Source organism: Asanoa sp. NPDC049475 (assembly GCF_040676915.1).
Taxonomy (GTDB): domain Bacteria; phylum Actinomycetota; class Actinomycetes; order Mycobacteriales; family Micromonosporaceae; genus Asanoa.
The window spans coordinates 30,295-49,520 of record NZ_JBFAPY010000002.1; the positions used below are offsets into that span (position 1 = coordinate 30,295).

A 19,226-nucleotide genomic window follows, 5' to 3' on the forward strand; every position below is an offset into this window, starting at 1 on the left:
GCTCAGCCCAGCGCCATCCCGGGCTCGTCGTCCGGCAGGTCCTCCGTCGGGCCCGGGATCTTGTAGTTCTCCGTCAGCGTGGTCATCGGGCCCGGCCAGGTCGCCTGGCTGACCTCGATCGCCCGGTGCTTGTCGTCGTAGGCCACGTGCAGCAGGTGCAGCACCGGCGTGTCGCCGCGGATCTGCAGGATCTCCGCCTCGTCGCGGTCCGGCTGGCGGGCGGTGATCACGTCGGACGCGGTCGCGTAGCGGCGGCCGATCGCCTCCTCGGCCTCCTGATACAGCGGCCGGCCGAAGCCCTCGAACCGCTCCAGGCTCGTGCCCGAGGCGTCCTCGACCCGGAACCAGGCCGCGCCGATCTCCACGGGTACGTCGTCGGTGCGCACCAGGTGCCGGCGCACCACCAGGGGAGTGTGGTCCGGCACGCCGAACGCGTCCGCGACCTCCGGCGGTGCCGGTGCGCGGCCGACCTCGGTGAGGTGCTGCCGGTACCGGGCCGCCAGGTCCGCGTGGTAGCCCCGGTGGCCGCCGTACCGGCCCCGGGACAGCCGGTTGAGGCGGCGTTTGGTGCCGCGGACGTACGTACCCGAGCCGGGTTTGGTGATCAGGACGCCCTCGACCCGGAGCTGGTCGATGCTGCGCTGGAGGGTCTGCTTGGCCACCCCGAACGTCTCGGCCAGCGCCGGGATCGACGGCAGGCGCTCGCCGGCCGCCCAGTCACCTCGGCGGATCTGGGCCTTGATCTGCTCGGCTATCTGGCGGTGCGGCACCTCGGCCGCACCCGGGTTGCTCTGCATGACGCGACCTCCCGCCGGGCGACCCTCCTAGGATGCACCCCGGCGGCGCTCGGTCGCGCCCGACACGCCGTCTACCAGGAGCCGGCTGTCGGCCCGGCCGAGCCGCCGCGGCGGCGGAGGTACTTCTCGAACTCCTGGGCGATCTCGTCGCCGCTGACCGACTGGATGCCGGCGTCGCCTGCGCGTTCCTCCAGCTCACGGACGTACTCGCCGAGCTCCGCGTCCTGCTCGGCGGCCGCCTTGACCCGCTGCTCCCACTCGGCCGACTCCTCTGCCAGGTCGGCCATCGGCACCGGCAGGTCGAGCACCTCTTCGACCCGGTGGAGCAGGGCCAGGGTGGCCTTGGGGCACGGCGGGTTGTTGGCGTAGTGCGGCACGTGCACCCAGAACGACAGCGCGTCGACCTCGGCCTTCTGGCACGCGTCGTGCAGCACGCCGACGATGCCGGTCGGGCCGTCGTACCGCGTCGGGGTGAGCTGGTAGCGGTCCGCCGCGTCCTTGTCGGAGGCGCTGCCGCTGATCGGCAGCGGACGGGTGAACGGGACGTCGGCGAGCAGGGCGCCGAGCAGCACCACCCGGTTGATCTCCAGGCTGTGGCAGAGCTCCAGCACCTGCTCGCAGAACGTGCGCCAGCGCATGCTGGGCTCGATGCCGCGGATCAGCACGACGTCGCGGTCGGTGCCCTCGGGGCTGGCCACCATGAACCGGGTGGTCGGCCACTCGATGCGCCGGGTCTCGCCGTCGGCCATGGTGATGGTCGGCCGGCTGACCTGGAAGTCGTAGAAGTCCTCGGGATCGAGCGCCGCGACCTCGCGGGCGCCCCACACCTGCTCCAGGTGCTCGATCGCGGCCGTCGAGGCGTCGGCGGCGTCGTTCCATCCCTCGAACGCCGCGATCGCGACCGGGGAGCGCAACTCGGGCAGGCCATCGAACTCGGTCATGCCACGCCCTCCGTCCACCGTGTCGTCCCGGTCGCCTTGCTGGTCCGTACGTTCACCTCGCCAGCCTACGTGGCCCCGCCGGTGAGGGCTCGGCGGCGCGGCGCCGGTGGGTGACCGGGAGCGACCCCGGTCACATCGGCGTACCGGTTTGGATCATCGCTTCCTACGCGAAACGGACGGACGCCGTAGCCTGAGAGGGTGTCGAACTCGTTCCTTGACGCGCTGGCCGGCCGGGTACTGATCGCCGACGGCGCGATGGGCACCATGCTCCAGGCGGCCGATCTGACACTCGACGACTTCGAGGGCCACGAGGGCTGCAACGAGGTGCTCAACGTGACGCGGCCAGAGGTCGTCGGCGGGGTGCACGACGCCTACTTCACCGCCGGTGCCGACTGCGTGGAGACCAACACCTTCGGAGCCAACCTCGGAAACCTGGGGGAGTACGGGATCGAGTCGCGCATCCGTGAGCTGGCCGAGGCCGGTGCCCGGATCGCGCGCGCGTCCGCCGACCGGTTCGCCACCGCTGACCGGCCGCGGTTCGTCCTCGGGTCCATGGGGCCGGGCACCAAGCTGCCGACACTCGGGCATGCGGCGTACCGGGACCTGCGCGACGCGTACCAGGAGAACGCCCTGGGGCTCCTGCTCGGTGGGTCCGATGCATTGATCATCGAGACCTGCCAGGACCTGCTCCAGCTCAAGTCGGCGGTCAACGGCGCGCGCCGGGCGATGACCGACGCGGGGCGCACGGTGCCGATCGTCGCGCACGTGACGGTCGAGACCACCGGGACGATGCTGCTCGGCAGTGAGATCGGGGCGGCGTTGACCGCGATCGAGCCCCTCGGCGTCGACCTGATCGGCCTCAACTGCGCCACCGGGCCGGCGGAGATGACGGAGCATCTGCGGTACCTGGCGCAGCACGCGCGCGTACCCCTGTCGGTGATGCCGAACGCGGGGTTGCCGCAACTGACCTCGGACGGTGCGTACTACCCGTTGACGCCTTCCGAACTGGCCGACGCCTTGGGTGATTTCGTCTCCTCCTACGGGGCCGCGCTGGTCGGCGGGTGTTGCGGCACCACCCCAGATCACATCGCCGCGGTTGTTTCCGCGTTGGGCGTCGACCCGCCGCGGGTGGCGCGGGACGCCGTCGTCGAGCCCGGAGTGTCCTCGATCTATCACCACGTGCCGTTCGCGCAGGACGCCAGCGTGCTCATGATCGGCGAGCGGACCAACGCCAACGGCTCGAAGGCGTTCCGCGAGGCCATGCTGGACAGCGACTGGCAGGCGTGCGTGGAGATGGCGCGCTCGCAGGCTCGCGACGGCTCGCACCTGCTGGACCTGTGCGTCGACTACGTCGGCCGGGACGGCACGGTCGACATGAAGGAGCTGGCCGGCCGCTTCGCGACCGCGTCCACCCTGCCGATCATGCTGGACTCGACCGAGCCGGCGGTGGTGGAGGCCGGGCTGGAGATGCTCGGCGGGCGTTGCGTGGTCAACTCGGTCAACTTCGAGGACGGCGACGGGCCGACCTCGCGGTACGCCCGGGTGATGCCGGTCGTCAAGGAGCACGGCGCCGCGGTCGTCGCGCTGCTGATCGACGAGGAGGGGCAGGCGCGGACGACGGAGTGGAAGGTGCGGGTCGCGCACCGGCTGATCGACGACCTGACCGGGCGGTGGGGGCTGTCGCGGTCGGACATCCTGATCGACGCGCTGACGTTCCCGATCGCCACGGGCCAGGAGGAGACGCGGCGCGACGGCATCGAGACGATCGAGGCCATTCGCTCCATCGCATCCGCGTACCCGGGCGTGAACTTCACGCTCGGCATCTCGAACATCTCGTTCGGCCTCAACCCGGCGGCGCGGCAGGTGCTCAACTCGGTGTTCCTGCACGAATGCGTGTCCGCGGGTCTGACCAGTGCGATCGTGCACGCGAGCAAGATCCTGCCGATGTCGCGGATCCCCGACCGGCAGCGAGAGGTCGCTCTCGACCTCGTGTACGACCGTCGCGCGTCCGGCTACGACCCCGTGCACGAGTTCATCGCGCTCTTCGAGGGCGTGGACGTGGCGTCGGCGCGAGCCTCCCGGTCGGCCGAGCTCGCCGCGCTGCCGTTGGACGAGCGACTCAAGCGCCGGATCATCGACGGTGAGCGGAACGGACTGGAATCCGACCTGACCGAGGCTCTGGAGACCCGGCCCGCCCTGGACATCATCAACGACACGCTGCTGGACGGCATGAAGGTCGTCGGCGAGCTGTTCGGCTCGGGGCAGATGCAGCTTCCGTTCGTGCTGCAGTCGGCCGAGGTGATGAAGGCCGCGGTGGCCCACCTGGAGCCGCACATCGAGAAGTCCGACGACGACCAGGGCAAGGGCAGGATCGTGCTCGCCACGGTCAAGGGCGACGTGCACGACATCGGCAAGAACCTGGTCGACATCATCCTGTCCAACAACGGGTACGAGGTCTTCAACATCGGCATCAAGCAACCGATCGCGTCCATCCTCGATGCGGCCGAGTCGCACGACGCCGACGCGATCGGCATGTCCGGGCTGCTGGTCAAGAGCACGGTGGTGATGAAGGAGAACCTCCAGGAGATGCTGTCGCGGGGCGTCGCCGCGCGGTGGCCGGTCCTGCTGGGCGGCGCGGCCCTGACGCGGTCCTATGTGGAGGACGATCTGCGTTCCCTCTATTCCGGTGGCGAGGTCCACTACGCCCGCGACGCCTTCGAGGGTCTGTCCTTGATGGACCGCGTGATGACGGCACGGCGTGGCGGTGCGCCGGTCGTCGACCCGGCTCGGGAGGCCGCGCTGGCTGCCCGGCGGGCCCGACGGGAGCGACAGCGCGCCCAGGTCTCGTCCGACCTGCCGCCACTGGAGGACGACTCGGTGCGCTCGGACGTGGCCGCGTCGGTGGACATCCCGTCGGCCCCGTTCCTGGGCACGCGGGTGGTCAAAGGCGTGCCGCTGGCGTCGTACGCGGCCCTGCTGGACGAGCGCGCCCTGTTCCTTGGCCAATGGGGTCTGCGCGCGGGTCGGGGCGGCGGCCCGTCCTACGAGGAGCTGGTCGAGACGGAGGGCCGGCCGCGCCTGCGCTACTGGCTGGACCGCCTGGCCGCCGACCACGTCCTCGAGGCGTCGGTGGTCTACGGCTACTTCCCGGCCCGCTCGTCGGGCAACGACCTGGTGGTGTTCGCGGCCGACGGCGGGGCGGAGCTGACCCGCTTCTCGTTCCCCCGCCAACGCCAGGAGCGCCGCCTGTGCCTGGCCGACTTCTTCTCGTCGACCTCTTCTGATGTGGTCGCCCTGCAACTGGTGACGGTGGGCCAGCCCATCAGCGAGTACACGGCGAAACTGTTCGCCCGCAACGAGTACCGGGACTACCTGGAGGTCCACGGCCTGTCGGTCCAGCTGACGGAGGCGCTGGCCGAGTACTGGCACCAGCGGATCCGGTCGGAGCTCGTCCTGCCGTCCGGGGAGACGGTGGCGTCGTCGGACCCGCCGTCGCTGGCCGGCCTGCTGCGGACCGAATACCGGGGCTGCCGCTACGCCTTCGGCTACCCGGCGTGCCCAGACCTGGAAGACCGCGCGAAGGTCGTGGACCTGCTGGACGCGGGCCGGATCGGCGTGCACCTGTCGGAGGAGTTCCAACTGGTCCCGGAACAGGCCACGGACGCCATCATCGTCCACCACCCGGAAGCCAACTACTTCAACGCCAAGTGACCCGAGGCCGTTTGGCGGCACCGACGAACACATCCTGCTCGGTCGTCGCCCGGGACGGTCGAAGGAGATCATCTTCGTTATCCTCGGGAGCCATGCGCCGGGGGTTTCGTGTCCTTCTTGTTCTCGGTTTGTTCGCGACCGGGTTGTCGGCCTGCGGCGACGAAGCCGCGCCGTTGGCGGCGCGGGTCATCGTCTTTCTCGACGACGACGTCGCCAACCAGACCGGCCCGGTCGAGCAGCGCATTCGGACGATGCCGGGCGTCACCGACGTGGTCGTGACCACGAAGGAGCAGGCGTACGACCAGTTCCAGCGCGACTGGTCCGACGCCCCCGCGACGGCGAAGGCCGTCAGGCCCGGCGACCTGCCCGCCTCGTTGCAGGTCACCGTCACCGACCTGTGGCACGCGGAGGCCGTGGAACTGGCGATCGCCACGTTCGACGGTGTCCAGGACGCGTCGCTCAGCGTGGCCGACGGCGACCTGACAGCGCAGGAACGGGTGGGCTTCATCGTGCGGATGGAGCCGAACCCCACGTCCGCGCAGCGGGACGGGGTCGAGACGTTCATCCGCGGCCTGCCGGGTGTCGACGCCATCGTCTACGAGACGCCGGAGCGGACGCGGGAGCGGCTGCGGGAGCGCTGTCGCGACCACGCCGAGCTGGCCGCCGCCTTCGAACAGGTCGAGGTGGCTGACATTCCCGCGTCGTTCCGGTTCCGGCTCGAGCTTGGTGAGAAGGTGCCGCAGCTGACGGAGCTGATGAAGCTCGACGGCGTCACGCCGTTCTCCTTCGTGCCCGCCGAGCTGGTGAAGGACTGAGCGCTACGCGTCGTACCCCATGGCCGGGATGATGTCGCCGAGGGTGCGTTCGACGTACGCGCGGGTCTCGGGGTCGAACTGGTCCTTGCGGTGTTCCAGCTTCCGCGGCTCGAACGTCAACCCGGTCGCGAAGTCGTCGACGCCGAGCCGTTCGAACAGGGCGCGGCGTTGCCCGGGCCAGTCGGCCGCGAGGTCCTCCGCCTTCACCTCGACGTATCGCCTGTTCGTGAGGTCGGTCCCGGCCTTCCAGCCGAGCCATCGGTCGTAGACCGGCTTGACCCAGTCGAGCGCACCGTCGACCGTGGACGGTGCCCAGTCCTGCTCGACGTGGGAGGCGACCACCGCCACCGGGTGGCGTTTGATGTGCACGATCGTCGCCTCGGGGACCAGCTCCCAGAGGAAGTCCATCGCCAGGAGGTTGAACGGGGTCTTCTCGCACCACGTCGGCTTGCCCGCGTCGGCGGCCGCGCCCCCGAACATCGTGTCGATCGTGCGTCGCAGGACGCCGATCAGCTCGCGACGGTCCGTGAAGTGCTTCGGGAGCGCCCGTCGGAAGCTTCGAGGCGCGAACGGCCCGGCGTGCTCGACCTCGACGGCGGGCAGGGTCTCGTCGAACGTGTGCGCGACGAGGTCCGACCACAGCCGCCCCAGTGCCTCCCAGTAATGCCGCTCGCCGATGACCATCGGGACGGTGTGGCCGCGGTCCCTGTCGTACCGGCCGACCAGGCGTCTGGTCAGCATGTCGCTCAACCTGCGCAGGGCGTCGTCGCCGACGATCGGGTCGTATCTCACCGTCAGGGCGTCGGCCAGGTCGCGCAGGCCGCCCGGGTCGACGATGAACCTGGTCTCGATCGGCATCCGGTGGATCAGCGGATGCTGGCCGATGACGTCGGCGATCTGCGATGTTCCCGAACGACCTGTACCCGCGACGAAGACCGGTGAGGGAGCAGACATGCCGCTCAGCTAAGTGTCCGCGTCGCGCCGCGCGCAACGCGATTTCGCTAGGGTGAGCGCGAACTCAGCTTTCGAGGGGGAAGCAGTGCGGGCCGACGCCGCGCGCAACCGGGCGCGCATCCTCGCCGCTGCCGACGCGGTGTTCGCCGAGCGCGGGGCTTCCGCCTCGACCGAGGAGGTCGCCGCCCGGGCCGGGGTCGCGATCGGCACCGTCTTCCGGCACTTCCCGACCAAGGACGAGCTGCTCCGGGCCGTCCTCAAGGACCTGCTCGGCCGCCTGAACGACCAGGCCGCGGCACTGGGCGGCGGCGACGGGCTCTTCCGCTTCCTCACCGACCTGGTCGCGCGGGCGGCGGCGAAGCGCACGGTGATCGACCTGCTCCCGATCTCCGTGGACGACACGCTGCGGGGCTTCACCGACGCGGTCGCCAACCTGCTCACCAGCGCTCAGGCCGCGGGCACCGTCCGCGGAGACGTGGGCGTCGCGGAGGTCATGGCCCTGTTGACCAGCACGACGCAGGGCGCCGTGCGCGGTGGCTGGTCTCCCGAGCTTCAGCGCAAGACCCTCGACATCGTGTTCGCGGGCCTGCGCTCATAGCGCAGGTTCGGGACGCAGCCGTACGGTCGCGACCGTCGCCAGGACGGCGACCGCGAGCACGGCGAACCCGGCCATCGCGACACGTGTGCCCACCACCTGACTCGCGGCACCGAGCCCGATCACCGGGACCGTCAGCCCGGCATAGCTGGTCACGAACAGCGTCGCGAGCGTCCCGGCCCGCCGGGAGAGCGGGCTGAGCCGCACCACGGTCGTCAGGCAGGCCCGGAACAGCAGCCCGGCGCCGGCACCGGTGATCGCGCCGCCGACGACGAACAGCGCGAGCGAGCCCGCCCACACCCCGCCGACGACGAGCGCGAGACCGACGGGCATGCCGGCCAGGACCGTGGTCATCGCCTGGCGGGGAGGGAGCCGGCGCAACCCGATCTGCGCGACGGCGGCCGCGCCGAGACCGACGAAGGCGACCACCCCGGCCAGGGCGTGCGAGCGGTGTCCCAGCGTGCCGGCCACGAACGACGGGCTGAGCGCGGCGAACAGCCCGAACATCGCGAACGCGACGAACCCGCCGAGGCAGGAGGCGAGGAACAGCTCACGCCGGTGTGCGGCCACCGCCAGCGGGCGGGCCGCGGCCCGCCCGGAAGGCGTGCCGGTCTCCGGGACGACGGCCAGCAGCACGGCGGCCAGCGCGAGCACGAGACCGATGGCCACGTACGGCAGGTGCAGCGGCGCCGGCGCCCATTCCGCGAGGACCCCGGACAGCAGCGGACCGGCCGCGAGACCGCCGAGGTTGGCCGCCGTCGCGACGACCTCGGCGTGCCGCTGGTCCCCGTCCGGCGCCGCCTTTCGGCGCAGCTCGATCAGGAAGGCGGTCGCGGGACCCGAAAGCAGGCCGACGGACAGCCCGGAGAGCACGCGGCCGGCGAGGATCGCCGGTAGCGCCGGCGAGGCCAGGAAGACGGCGCAGGCGGCGAGCTGCACGGCGAGCGCGGCGCCGAGCAGGGTGCGCCGCCGGAGCCGCTCGGCGTGGGCACCCGCGAGGAGCAGGCCGCCGATGACGCCGACGACGTACACGGCGAAAACGATGCTGATCATTGTCGTGCCGAAGTGGTCCCGGCTCTGGTAGAGCACGTAGAGCGGCGTCGGCACGGATCCGGCGGCCATGGTCGCGGCGTAGGCGGCAGCGACCAGCGCGAAGCCGGCGCGATGCGTGGTGCTGGGCATGAGAGCGAGTCTGACTGGAAGATCTATTCGAAACCAACATCAAGTTTGGATATCTTTATCGGATCTTGAGATGATCGCGTACGTGGATTTCCGCAAGCTCGAGGTCTTCGCCACCGTCGCCGACGAACGCAGCTTCACCCGCGCCGCCGAGAAGCTGCACACCGCGCAGTCGGGGGTCTCGACCGCGATCCGGGCACTGGAACGCGACCTCGGCACGACCCTGCTGGACCGCACCACCCAGCACGTCGAGCTCACCGAGGCCGGCCGCGCGCTCCTGCCTGAGGCCCTGCGCATCCTGGCGGCCGTCGAGGCCGCGCGGGAGACGGTCACCCAGGTCGGTCAGGGACTCCGCGGCCGGCTGCGGCTGGGCATCCTCTACGGCCTGACCCCGGGTGGCGTACGCGAGGCGCTGGCCGCCTTCCGCGCCGAGCTGCCCGGTGTCGAGATCTGGCTGACCGCCCCGGGGGAGCGCGGGACGCTCGACCACCTGGACCGCCTCCGCGAGGGCGCGCTCGACCTGGCCGTCGTCCTCACCCAGGGCCCGCTGCCGGGCATCGACCAGCGGGTCCTCGGCACCGACGAGGTGGTGCTGGCCTGCCCGGCCGGCCACTGGCTCGCCGGCCGGTCAGAGGTCGACCTCGCGGAGCTGGCCGACGAGACCTTCGTCGACTTCCCGCCCGGCTGGGGTGTCCGCAGCGCGGTCGACCAGGCGTACGGTGCCGCCGGCCTGACCCGGCGGACCACCGTGCAGATGAACGACCTGGCGACCATCCTCGACCTGGTGCGGCTCGGCCTCGGGCTCGCGTTCATGCCGCGCTCGATCGCCGACGAGACCGACGACCTGCACTTCGTGGCGATCCGGGGCGAGCCGCCGAGCTACCGCGTCGCGATCGCGACCGTCGCCGGTCGACCCCTCGGCCCCGTCGCCCGTCACTTCCTGCGGATCGTCGGGTCCGCCGTCACGCCGTCCACGGCCGCAGCTTCTCGGGGTTCAGCACGGCCCAGATCCGGGTGATCCGGTCGGCGGCGACGTCGAACGCCATGACCATCACGGTCTTGCCGTCGTGCACGCCGACCAGGCCGGGCTGGCCGTTGACCGTGCTCTCGACGAGCGTGAACTCGGTCGTGGCCCGCGCGACCAGGCCGACCAGGTAGCTTGCCACCTCCGCGCCGCCCACGATCGGCTGTGGCGAGGCGTTGACGAGCCCGCCACCGTCGCCGGTCGCGGTCGCGTCGGGGTCGAGCAGGCCGACGAGCGCCGCGATGTCCTGGGCCTGCCAGGCCTGTTTGAAGTCGCGCACCAGCCCCGCGCGGCGGGTGTCCGGGGCTGCCACCGGGGCGCGCGACCCGGCGACCCGCTTGCGGGCAGAGGAGGCCAACTGCCGGCAGGCGGCGGGGGTACGACCGACGATCTCCGCCACCTCGCCGAACGGATAGCGGAAGACGTCGTGGAGCACGAACGCGACCCGCTCGGCCGGCGTCATCGAGTCGAGTACGACGAGAAAGGCCATGCTGACGGACTCGTCGAGGGTGATCCGGTCGGCCGGGTCCGCGCCGCCGCGGCCGTCCTCGGGCAGTGGCTCGGGGATCCACTCGCCGACGTAGCGCTCGCGCCGGACCCGCGCCGAGCGGAGCTGGTCGAGGCAGATCCGGCTGGCCACCGTGGTCAGCCACGCACCGGGCGACTCGACGGCCTCCTGTTGCGCGCGGGACTGGGCGTACCAGCGGGCATAGGTCTCCTGCACCACGTCCTCGGCATCGGCCAGGGAGCCGAGCAGTCGGTACGCGACGTTGATCAGTTGCCGCCGCTCGCTCATGATCTCGCCGAGGTCTGCCATGGTGGTCTCCCTTCCTCTGCCTCTTCCGACGAACCAGCGCGGCGAAACGTCAGGCCTGACATCCGCCGGTGCCACGTCGTCGTGCTTTGTATGACTGATTTCCACGCTATCGCCGACCGGGTCGAGATCGACGCGCTGCGGGCCGAGTACACGGACGCGGCGCTGCTGCGCGACTACGACCGCTTCGCCTCACTGTTTACTGTGGACGGTGTGATGCGGATCCCGGACGCCGGCATCGAACTGGCCGGGCGGTCCGAGCTCCGCGCCGGGATCGAGCGGCTCCAGCAGGTCTGGGAGTTCCTGCTGCAGCACACCCATGCCGGTGCTCTCGTGGTGGACGGCGACACCGCCACGGGCCGGGCACACATGCACGAGCTGGGCCGGTTCCGCGACGGCACGTCACACGTGAACTACGCCATCTATCACGACCGCTATGCGCGTACGCCGGACGGCTGGCGGTTCGCGGAGCGCACGTACGAGATCCGTTACCACGACGCCACTCCGCTGGGAGGCACGACGGGCGCCTTCTACCTGGCGGCGGCCGGGTGACGCTCAGGACCGCCGGCGCAGGAACAACGCGGCGACCACGGCAACGATCCCGGTCACCCCCAGGCAACAGAACGCGGTGAGGGCGAGATGCCACGGTTTGATTGCTCCCACCCATCGCAATCTACCGGGCCCCGGCCGGGAAACCGGGTGCGGTGGCCGCGTGCGGTGGTTACCGTCCGGGCGTGGGCCACACCTATCCGCCGCTGAACGTCGAAGTTCGCACGCCGCGTCTGACGTTGGCGGGCGCGTCCGACGAGTTGCTCGAGCGGCTCGTGCCGCTCGTGCGGGCCGGGATCGCCGACGCCGAGCCGTGGCCGTTCGACGACCCGATCTCGTTCTACGCCGACAGCCCCGAGCGCGAATGGAGGTGGCTGCGCGGCATCTGGGCCGGGCGCGGCCGGATGAGCCCGGACTCGTGGCGGCTTTACTTCGCCGTGCTCGTCGACGGTGAGCCCGTCGGCATGCAGGACCTCGTCGGCAGGAACTTCACGAAGTTCGGCACCGTGTCCAGCTTCTCGTGGCTCGGTCCCGCCAGCCGTGGGCAGGGACTGGGCACCGAGATGCGGGCCGCCGTGGTGCACCTGGCCTTCGCCGGTCTCGGCGCGCGCGAGGCCGGCAGCGACGCGTTCGTCGACAACGCGGCGTCCAACCACATCTCGCGCAAGCTGGGCTACGAGCCCAACGGCACCGACTGGGACACCCGCCGCGGCGAGCCGGCCCGGATCCAACAGTGGCGGCTCACCCGCGAGGCATGGGAGCAGACCCGCCGCGACGACATCGACCTCGCCGGCGTCGAGGAGTGCCTGCCCGTCCTGGGAATAGGCTGACGGCATGCGCCTGTACCTTTCGTCGTTCCGGACCGGCGCGCACACCGACGCGCTGCTCGCCATGGCGAGCGGTCGGCGGACGGCCCTGATCCCCAACGCGTACGACGCGTGGCCCGCCGACATCCGCGGGAATCTCCTGCGCCGTGACCTCGACGACCTCTCCGCGATCGAGCTGGACGTGACGCTGGCCGATCTCACGGAGCCGGGGACGGTCAAGAGCCTCTCCGCGTACGACATCGTGTGGGCCCGGGGCGGCAACGTCTTCATGCTGCGCAGGGTGCTGGCGGACAGCGGCGCCGACGGCGTCCTCCTCGACCTGCTGCGCGACGACGCCCTGGTCTACGGCGGCTACAGCGCCGGCGCCTGTGTCCTGGCCGACGACCTGACAGGCCTGGCGGCCGTCGACGACCCTGGCGTGGTCCCTGACCCGATCATGACCGGCCTCGGTCTGCTCGACCGGCCGTTCGTGCCGCACGTGCGCTCACCGGGCCACCCCGAGACAGCGGCGTGTGACGCGGTCTCGGCCACCTACGCGGCGGCGGGCCAGCCACACTGGGCATTGCACGACGGCGACGTGCTGCTGGTCGACGGCGACAGGACGGTCGTGCTGCCGGTCCCGTAGGGGCGGCGAGTTCGTCATGATCCACGTGATCTCGGCGGTCACGTCGCCGTCCTAGCGCCAGGGCCGATGCGTCGTCCGTCCAAACGGGGGAGTCGCGGTCCGGCGGGAGTCCGTACCTTGCCGAGTCATGACCTTGATCACCGCCGATCCGCCCGTGCCGCGTCCGCCCCGCCCGGTGACGGTGACGATCGCGTTGTGGCTCCAGATCTCGGCCGTGGTGATGCTGCTCGTGCTCCTCGGGCTGTTGATCGGCCACGCCGTGTACTTCGACGACCTCATCTCGCGAGCCGTCGAGCTGGTGCCGGACGCCGATCCGGACGAGGTCAGCGGGGAGCGGACCGGCAACGTGGTCACGACGGTCGTACCCGGCGTGGTCGTTCTCGTCGTCGCGATCTGGTTGGCCGTGACCGCCGTGCCGATGTTCCGGGGCAGCAACGTCGCGCGGATCTTCGTCTTCGTCGCGGGCGGCGCGCATCTCCTGCTGTGCGCCTCGCCGTTCGTCGCAGGCGCCGCGATCATCCCGCTCTTCCTTGCCGCCGGCGAGCCGGAGTACGGGCCTGAGTACGAGGACCTCCCGCCGGACGATCTGGTGTGGGAGGACTCGAAGTTCTACGACGCGCTGTACTCGCACACGACCGCCGCCGAGGACGCCTTCTTCGCGGGACAGGCGGCGGTCACGGTGGTCGAGGTGTGCCTTCTCCTGGCGGTCGTGGTGCTCCTCGCCGTGCCGCCCGCCTCGCGCTGGTTCGTGCCGCGGCCGGCCTGGCCGCCGGCGCCGGTGCCGGTGCCGGTCGGCCCGTATGTGCTGCATCCGAGCGGTCTGCCGTACCTGGTCTGCCCGGACCCGTCGGTGCACGTGCCACAGCCGCCGAACCCGCCGACGGACCCGCCGGCATGATGTCAGCGTGAGCGAGGAGGCGACGACCACCGGCACCCTGCACCACGTCGAGCTGTGGGTGCCGGACCTGGACCGCGCGACCACCAGCTGGGGCTGGCTGTTGGGCGCGCTCGGCTACACGGAGTTCCAGAGCTGGCCCGCCGGCCGTAGCTGGCGCCTCGGCGCCACCTACGTGGTCGTCGAGCAGTCGAAAGCCATGTCCGCCGCCCACCACGACCGGCTGCGGCCGGGCCTCAACCACCTGGCCTTCCACGTCGCCACGACGGCAGAGGTCGACGCCCTGGTCGACGAGGCGCCGAAGCACGGCTGGTCGCTGCTGTTCCCGGACCGCCACCCGCACGCCGGCGGCCCGGACACCTACGCCGCCTATTTGGAGGACGCCGACGGCTTCGAGGCCGAGCTGGTCGCGCCTTAGCCCGCGAGGTCGCAGGCCGACAGCGACTTCTCGTAGCCCAGGAAGAACGACTCCGTGCGCTGCTCGGCCGTGCCGTGCGCGCCCGGTGCGAACCACGGCACGCTCGGGTCGTCGCCGACGGCGAGCAGCCCGTCCTGGAACTCGTCGAGGTCACCCTTGTCGATCGTCAGGTCCTTGTTGCGGACCGAGTCACCCAGGTACGCGCCGGCCATGCAGTCGGCCTGCAGCTCGTGGTCGATGGTCAGCCGGTGCTCGATGCCGAGCCGGGCCTGGATCGCGTGCGCGTACTCGTGGCCGAGCAGGTAGTAGAGGAACGCGTCGCCGACCTGCTGGAACGCGGCGACCGCGAAGTTCACGTCGTACGCGATGAAGTCGCCGGCCGGGCAGTAGACGGCGTTGTTCCTGGGGACGGGCTCGCCGCCGCAGTCGACCTCGCCGTCGCGGGTGTAGGAGACGATCTGGCGTACGGGACGGAACCGCTCCCCGGAGTCCTGGAAGCGCGCGTTCCAGTAGCCCTCGGCGGAGCTGGCCGCGCCCTCGATGTCGCTCTTGAACTCCGCGGCCGTCATCGTGCCGTCCTCGCCGGGGCTGCCGGTCGCCGCGGGCGGGTCGGCCGTCGGGTCACCGCCCGTGCCCAACCCGCAGGCGGCCGCGACCACGGCGACGACCAGCATGCTGAGCACCCGGGTCAGAACCGGTCTGGTCATCACGGCGTCCCCTCTCGTCTGCTAGGGACGGTGTACCCGCGGGGCACTCCCGTCACACGGCCACCATTGTCGGCGAAGCGGACAAGGGCGGGGTGATGCGTGCCACCGCCGCGTGCGTAGATGCCGGGGCGCGAACCCATCCGGGCGATACTCGTCCTGATGACGGATCTGGTGGAGAGCGAGCGGCGGCCCGCGTCGGTGCTGTTCGACATGGACGGCACGCTGCTCGACAGCGAGCGGGTCTGGGACATCGGACTCCGCGAGCTGGCCTGGTCGTACGGCGGGGAGCTCTCGGACGAGGCCCGGATCGCCATGGTCGGCGGCAGCATGGCCACCTCGATGGAGATCCTGCACAACGACATCGACCAGCCGTGGCGCGACGCCGAGACCTCCGCGCGGTGGCTGGTCGACCGGATGGCCGAGCTCTACCAGACCGAGCTGCGCTGGCGGCCCGGCGCCCGTGAGCTGCTCGACGCCGTCCACGACGCGGGGATTCCGGCCGCCCTGGTGACCAACACCGGCCGGCATCTGGTCGACATCGCGCTTGGGGTGATCGGCGGGCACTGGTTCGATGCCGTGGTCTGCGGCGACGAGGTGTCCGTGGGCAAGCCGGACCCCGAGCCGTACCTGATGGCCGCGCGCCTGCTCGACGTGCCGATCGAGCGCTGCGTCGCGATCGAAGACTCTCCGGTGGGCGTCACGAGCGCCCTCGCGGCGGGAGCGGCGGTGATCGCCGTTCCACACGACGCGGCGGTCGCCCCGCGCCGCGGCCTGCACATCGTCAACAGCCTCACGGCCGTCGACCTGCCACTGCTGGCCGACCTGGCCGACCGCGCGGTGCCTACCCCCTGACAGCGGGCGATGCCCATCCCCTGACGGCGGCGGGCGGTGCCCGCCTCCTGACAGCGGCGCGCGGTGCCCCCCTGACGGCGGCGGGCACCGCGCTCCTCGACTACTCGTGGGCGATGGCGCCCAGCACGTTGAGCCGCGCCGCCCGGATCGACGGCAGGATCGCCGCGACGACGCCCACCAGGGCCGCCACGCCCAGGTAGAGCACGATCGTCGACCACGGCAGCGTCAGGTCGGTGAAGCCCTGGTCGCGCAGCGCGCGGACGACCGCCGTGCCGAGGCCGGTGCCGACCACGACGCCCAGCAGCGCGCCGAACACCGAGATCACGACCGCCTCGACCGTGATCATCCGCATGGTCGCCGCCCGGCCCAGGCCGATCGCGCGGAGCAGTCCCAACTCGCGGGTCCGTTCCAGCACCGACAGGGCCAGGGTGTTGATGATGCCCAGCACCGCGATCAGGATCGCCAGGGCCAGCAGGATCTGGATCATGACGAGCACCTGGTCGAGCATGCCGGCCTGCTGCTGGGTGAAGGTGTCCTGGTCGATCACGGAGACCAGCGGGTTGTCGGCGACCAGCGCCTCGATCCGGGGCTGCACCGACGCGACCGGCGTCCCCTCGTCGAGCCGCACGAAGCCGAGTGACAGGCCGGGTTGCGTGAACTCCGCCATCGCCGCCGCCGGCAGCATGATCTCGCCGATCGACTTGTCCGTCGGCGCGATGCCGCTGACCGTGTAGCGGTGCTCGGCGCCGCGGGTCAGCTGCACGGTCAGCACCGAGCCGACCGACCACTTCTGCTCCTTGGCCGCGTCCGCGTTGACGATCACCTGGTCCGGACCCTGCGCGGAGATGTTTCCCGCGACGGCCGTGCTGCCGTAGATGGCGGGGATCGGCGCCGCGTCTGTCACCGAGGTGACGAACCGCTGCTCCCCGTTGACCGTGGCCAGGTCGCTGGCGACACCCACCACATCGCGGACGCCGGGTACGGCCTTGGCCTGGTCGACCACCTCCGGGGCGAAGGTCGGCGCACGCGGGCCGCTCTGGGTGCCCTGGATGATCAGCTGGGCGTCGATCGAGTCGACGGCCCCGGCGATGCTGGTCTTGGCCGACGAGACGATCACGCCGACGCCGGTGACCAGCGCGATGCCGACCATCAGCGCGGCCGCGGTGATCGCGGTGCGGCGCGGGTTGCGGCCGGAGTTGAGCCGGCCCAGCTTGCCCGGCACGGACCAGGCGAAGACCCGGCCGAGCAGAACGACGACCGGCCGGCTCAACACCGGGGTCAGCAGGGCGACGCCGATGAACGTGAGCAGCACGCCGCCGGCGACCAGCACGAGCCCGCCGTCCGCGTACAGTCCGACGCCGAGCAGCGCCAGCGCGACCGCGGTGACGACGCCGCCGATCCAGGTGATCCGCGTGAGCGGACGGTCCGGGGTCGCCACGTCCGCCATGGCGGCGATCGGCGGGATCCGCGAGGCCCGCAGGGCCGGCATCACCGCCGCGACGACGGTAACCAACAGGCCGACCACGAAGGACGCGATGATCGCGATCGGCGGCACGCCGAGCCCGGCGAGGGTGAGCCCGCCGGAGAACTGGCCGGCGAGGTACGCGAGCAGCGCGCCGACCCCGATGCCGGCGCCCAGGCCGATCACCGACGCGATCGTGCCGACGATCACCGCTTCGGTCAGCACCGAGCCGATCACCTGGCGGCGGCCGGCGCCGATGGCCCGCAGCAGGGCCAGCTCGCGGGTCCGCTGGGCCACCACGATCGAGAACGTGTTGATGATCAGGAAGATGCCGACGAACAACGCGACGCCGGCGAACCCGAGCAGGATGTTGTTGAAGAACTTCAGGGCGCTCTTGAGGCCCTCGGCGTCCTCGGCCGCGGCCTCCTTGCCGGTGCGCACCGTGTAGTCGGTGCCGAGGGCCGTCGCGACCTGCTGCTTGAGCGCCTCGGGGCTCGTGCCGTCGGCGGCCTTCACGTCGATGCTGCTGAACACGCCCGGCTCGCCGAGCATCAGCCGCTGTGCGACGGGCTCGGTGAACGCGACCTCGTTGACACCGCCGATGCTGTCGCGGTCGCCGCTGTAGCCGAAGGTGCCGACGATCGTGAACATCCGCTGCTTGGCGTCGAGGGTCAGCACCCCGACCCGGTCGCCGACCTTGACCTTGCCGGCCGTGGCGAGGGCGACGTTGATCGCGATCTCGTCGTCGGCGGTGGGTCCGCGGCCCTCACGGAGCTGCGTGAGCTCGTTCTCGCCCATCCAGTTCTCGCCGAGCTGCGGCGGCCCGAACGAGCCGACCGCCTTGCCGTTGCTGCCGATCATCGTGGCGCCGGCCGTGGCGACCACCCCGCGCGCCTGGGCCACGCCGGGCAGCGCGGACACCGTGGAGATCGCGGACTGCGGGATGTTGGTCGGCACCGGCTCGCCGTCGAGCTCGTCGACCTGGACCTTGGCCTTGCCGGCCACGGTCACGTCGGTCTGCGAGTAGACGTCCGAGAAGATCGAGTCGAACGAGCGCGACAGGGTGTCGGTGAGCACGAACGAGCCCGCGACGAACATGACGCCGAGCACGACCGCGAGGCCCGACAGGACCAGGCGGACCTTGCGGGCCAGCAGGCTCTTGAGCGTGGCGCGCAGCATCAGCGCGTCACCTCGGCGGGCGCGTCGAGCTTCTTCATGCGGTCGAGGACCATGTCGGGCGTCGGGTCGTGCAGCTCGTCGACCACGGAGCCGTCCGCGAGGAAGATGACCCGGTCCGCGTACGAGGCGGCCACCGGGTCGTGGGTCACCATGACGATGGTCTGCCCGTACGTCTTCACCGAGTCCCGCAGGAAGCCCAGCACGTCGGCACCGGACTTGGAGTCGAGGTTGCCGGTCGGCTCGTCGGCGAAGATCACCTCGGGCCGGGCGACCAGCGCCCGCGCGCACGCCACCCGCTGCTGCTGGCCGCCGGAGAGCTGGGCGGGCCGGTGGTCGAGCCGGTCCTGCAGCGCCACGGTCCTGATCACCGTGTCGAACCAGTCGCCGTCGGGCTTGCGACCCGCGATCGACAGGGGGAGCAGGATGTTCTCCTTGGCCGACAGTGTCGGCAGCAGGTTGAACTGCTGGAAGATGAAGCCGACCTTGTCGCGCCGCAGCTTGGTCAGACCGGCGTCGCCGAGCCCCGTGACCCGCGTCTCACCGATGTGCACCTCACCGCGGGTCACCGAGTCGAGCCCGGCGAGGCAGTGCATGAGGGTCGACTTGCCGGAGCCGGACGGCCCCATGATCGCGGTGAGGACACCCCGCTGGAAGGTCACGCTGACCCCCCGGAGCGCGATCACCTCCGCTTCGCCGCTGCCGTACACCTTCCACACGTCGTCCGCACGGGCCGCCACCGGATCGCTGGCCGTCACCTGGTTCCCCCTCGTAAACAGGTCATGGTCCGGCCGGACCAGGACGGTCCGGCCGGCAGCTTCCATGCTGGGGGACCAGGTCAAACGGTTTCGTCAGCCGCACGACGGAGGACCTGCGGATTTTCTG

At 71.2% G+C, this 19,226-nt stretch carries 18 protein-coding genes; 10 read left to right on the plus strand and 8 right to left on the minus strand.

Annotated elements, in window-relative coordinates; all coding sequences use genetic code 11:
- Positions 1-2 precede the first annotated feature (2 nt).
- Positions 3-797, minus strand: coding sequence for a GntR family transcriptional regulator (locus AB0J88_RS06135; RefSeq protein ID WP_364356591.1), 795 nt, complete (start codon positions 795-797; stop codon positions 3-5).
- A gap of 71 nt (positions 798-868) precedes the next feature.
- The gene (locus AB0J88_RS06140) at positions 869-1,738 is read right to left on the minus strand and encodes a PAC2 family protein (protein WP_364356588.1); all 870 of its coding nucleotides are present in this window, start codon (positions 1,736-1,738) and stop codon (positions 869-871) included.
- A gap of 198 nt (positions 1,739-1,936) precedes the next feature.
- On the opposite strand from AB0J88_RS06140, the gene metH reads away from it, so the two are divergent.
- Positions 1,937-5,449 carry a methionine synthase gene (metH, locus tag AB0J88_RS06145; protein ID WP_364356585.1) on the plus strand — a complete coding sequence of 1,171 codons (3,513 nt, stop codon included), beginning with the start codon at positions 1,937-1,939 and terminating at the stop codon, positions 5,447-5,449.
- Between the two features lie 92 nt (positions 5,450-5,541).
- Positions 5,542-6,264 (plus strand): permease-like cell division protein FtsX, encoded by a 723-nt coding sequence (locus AB0J88_RS06150; RefSeq protein WP_364356582.1) that lies wholly within the window; start codon positions 5,542-5,544, stop codon positions 6,262-6,264.
- 3 nt (positions 6,265-6,267) lie between these two features.
- Here AB0J88_RS06150 and AB0J88_RS06155 read toward each other — a convergent pair whose 3' ends face one another.
- Positions 6,268-7,218 carry a sulfotransferase gene (locus AB0J88_RS06155; RefSeq protein ID WP_364356579.1) on the minus strand — a complete coding sequence of 317 codons (951 nt, stop codon included), beginning with the start codon at positions 7,216-7,218 and terminating at the stop codon, positions 6,268-6,270.
- A gap of 85 nt (positions 7,219-7,303) precedes the next feature.
- Here AB0J88_RS06155 and AB0J88_RS06160 point away from each other — a divergent pair, with 85 nt between their 5' ends.
- Complete coding sequence (locus AB0J88_RS06160) at positions 7,304-7,816, plus strand: helix-turn-helix domain-containing protein (protein ID WP_364356576.1); 513 nt, start codon at positions 7,304-7,306, stop codon at positions 7,814-7,816.
- Here the strand turns inward: AB0J88_RS06160 and AB0J88_RS06165 are convergent.
- A complete protein-coding gene (locus AB0J88_RS06165; RefSeq protein WP_364356573.1) occupies positions 7,811-8,995 on the minus strand; it encodes an MFS transporter in 1,185 nt (394 codons plus the stop codon). The two genes, AB0J88_RS06160 and AB0J88_RS06165, sit on opposite strands and share 6 nt — an antisense overlap.
- A gap of 70 nt (positions 8,996-9,065) precedes the next feature.
- Between AB0J88_RS06165 and AB0J88_RS06170 the strand changes: the two genes are divergently transcribed.
- On the plus strand, positions 9,066-10,010 hold the full coding sequence (locus AB0J88_RS06170; RefSeq protein WP_364356570.1) for a LysR family transcriptional regulator: 945 nt from the start codon (positions 9,066-9,068) through the stop codon (positions 10,008-10,010).
- Here the strand turns inward: AB0J88_RS06170 and sigJ are convergent.
- Positions 9,955-10,833, minus strand: a complete 879-nt coding sequence (gene sigJ, locus AB0J88_RS06175; protein WP_364356567.1) for an RNA polymerase sigma factor SigJ — start codon at positions 10,831-10,833, stop codon at positions 9,955-9,957. The two genes, AB0J88_RS06170 and sigJ, sit on opposite strands and share 56 nt — an antisense overlap.
- A gap of 90 nt (positions 10,834-10,923) precedes the next feature.
- Here sigJ and AB0J88_RS06180 point away from each other — a divergent pair, with 90 nt between their 5' ends.
- The 5 genes from AB0J88_RS06180 (at position 10,924) to AB0J88_RS06200 (ending at position 14,144) form a co-directional block, all read left to right on the plus strand.
- Positions 10,924-11,382: a nuclear transport factor 2 family protein gene (locus tag AB0J88_RS06180; RefSeq protein ID WP_364356564.1), complete on the plus strand. Its 459-nt coding sequence runs from the start codon at positions 10,924-10,926 to the stop codon at positions 11,380-11,382.
- A gap of 182 nt (positions 11,383-11,564) precedes the next feature.
- Entirely contained in the window at positions 11,565-12,209 is a 645-nt protein-coding gene (locus AB0J88_RS06185; RefSeq protein ID WP_364356561.1) for a GNAT family protein, read from the plus strand.
- Between the two features lie 4 nt (positions 12,210-12,213).
- Entirely contained in the window at positions 12,214-12,831 is a 618-nt protein-coding gene (locus tag AB0J88_RS06190; RefSeq protein ID WP_364356558.1) for a Type 1 glutamine amidotransferase-like domain-containing protein, read from the plus strand.
- A 127-nt stretch (positions 12,832-12,958) separates the two neighbouring features.
- Positions 12,959-13,729 (plus strand): hypothetical protein, encoded by a 771-nt coding sequence (locus tag AB0J88_RS06195; protein ID WP_364356555.1) that lies wholly within the window; start codon positions 12,959-12,961, stop codon positions 13,727-13,729.
- Positions 13,730-13,736: 7 nt separating this feature from the next.
- A complete protein-coding gene (locus tag AB0J88_RS06200) occupies positions 13,737-14,144 on the plus strand; it encodes a VOC family protein (RefSeq protein ID WP_364356552.1) in 408 nt (135 codons plus the stop codon).
- Here the strand turns inward: AB0J88_RS06200 and AB0J88_RS06205 are convergent.
- The gene (locus AB0J88_RS06205; protein WP_364356549.1) at positions 14,141-14,851 is read right to left on the minus strand and encodes a neutral zinc metallopeptidase; all 711 of its coding nucleotides are present in this window, start codon (positions 14,849-14,851) and stop codon (positions 14,141-14,143) included. The genes AB0J88_RS06200 and AB0J88_RS06205 overlap by 4 nt on opposite strands.
- 198 nt (positions 14,852-15,049) lie before the next feature.
- Between AB0J88_RS06205 and AB0J88_RS06210 the strand changes: the two genes are divergently transcribed.
- Positions 15,050-15,703: an HAD family phosphatase gene (locus AB0J88_RS06210; RefSeq protein ID WP_364356720.1), complete on the plus strand. Its 654-nt coding sequence runs from the start codon at positions 15,050-15,052 to the stop codon at positions 15,701-15,703.
- Positions 15,704-15,803: 100 nt separating this feature from the next.
- Here AB0J88_RS06210 and AB0J88_RS06215 read toward each other — a convergent pair whose 3' ends face one another.
- Positions 15,804-18,344 (minus strand): FtsX-like permease family protein, encoded by a 2,541-nt coding sequence (locus AB0J88_RS06215; RefSeq protein WP_364356546.1) that lies wholly within the window; start codon positions 18,342-18,344, stop codon positions 15,804-15,806.
- The gene (locus AB0J88_RS06220; RefSeq protein ID WP_364356543.1) at positions 18,344-19,099 is read right to left on the minus strand and encodes an ABC transporter ATP-binding protein; all 756 of its coding nucleotides are present in this window, start codon (positions 19,097-19,099) and stop codon (positions 18,344-18,346) included. Before AB0J88_RS06220 ends, AB0J88_RS06215 begins: the two co-directional genes overlap by 1 nt.
- Positions 19,100-19,226 lie beyond the last annotated feature (127 nt).

What these genes read in the sequence shown, in the direction of transcription:
- AB0J88_RS06135 (WP_364356591.1), bottom strand. Translation starts at nt 797, where the DNA reads ATGCAGAGCAACCCGGGTGCGGCCGAGGTGCCGCACCGCCAGATAGCC.
- AB0J88_RS06140 (WP_364356588.1), bottom strand. Translation starts at nt 1,738, where the DNA reads ATGACCGAGTTCGATGGCCTGCCCGAGTTGCGCTCCCCGGTCGCGATC.
- AB0J88_RS06150 (WP_364356582.1), top strand. Translation starts at nt 5,542, where the DNA reads ATGCGCCGGGGGTTTCGTGTCCTTCTTGTTCTCGGTTTGTTCGCGACC.
- AB0J88_RS06155 (WP_364356579.1), bottom strand. Translation starts at nt 7,218, where the DNA reads ATGTCTGCTCCCTCACCGGTCTTCGTCGCGGGTACAGGTCGTTCGGGA.
- AB0J88_RS06165 (WP_364356573.1), bottom strand. Translation starts at nt 8,995, where the DNA reads ATGCCCAGCACCACGCATCGCGCCGGCTTCGCGCTGGTCGCTGCCGCC.
- AB0J88_RS06170 (WP_364356570.1), top strand. Translation starts at nt 9,066, where the DNA reads ATGATCGCGTACGTGGATTTCCGCAAGCTCGAGGTCTTCGCCACCGTC.
- sigJ (WP_364356567.1), bottom strand. Translation starts at nt 10,833, where the DNA reads ATGGCAGACCTCGGCGAGATCATGAGCGAGCGGCGGCAACTGATCAAC.
- AB0J88_RS06180 (WP_364356564.1), top strand. Translation starts at nt 10,924, where the DNA reads ATGACTGATTTCCACGCTATCGCCGACCGGGTCGAGATCGACGCGCTG.
- AB0J88_RS06190 (WP_364356558.1), top strand. Translation starts at nt 12,214, where the DNA reads ATGCGCCTGTACCTTTCGTCGTTCCGGACCGGCGCGCACACCGACGCG.
- AB0J88_RS06195 (WP_364356555.1), top strand. Translation starts at nt 12,959, where the DNA reads ATGACCTTGATCACCGCCGATCCGCCCGTGCCGCGTCCGCCCCGCCCG.
- AB0J88_RS06205 (WP_364356549.1), bottom strand. Translation starts at nt 14,851, where the DNA reads ATGACCAGACCGGTTCTGACCCGGGTGCTCAGCATGCTGGTCGTCGCC.
- AB0J88_RS06215 (WP_364356546.1), bottom strand. Translation starts at nt 18,344, where the DNA reads ATGCTGCGCGCCACGCTCAAGAGCCTGCTGGCCCGCAAGGTCCGCCTG.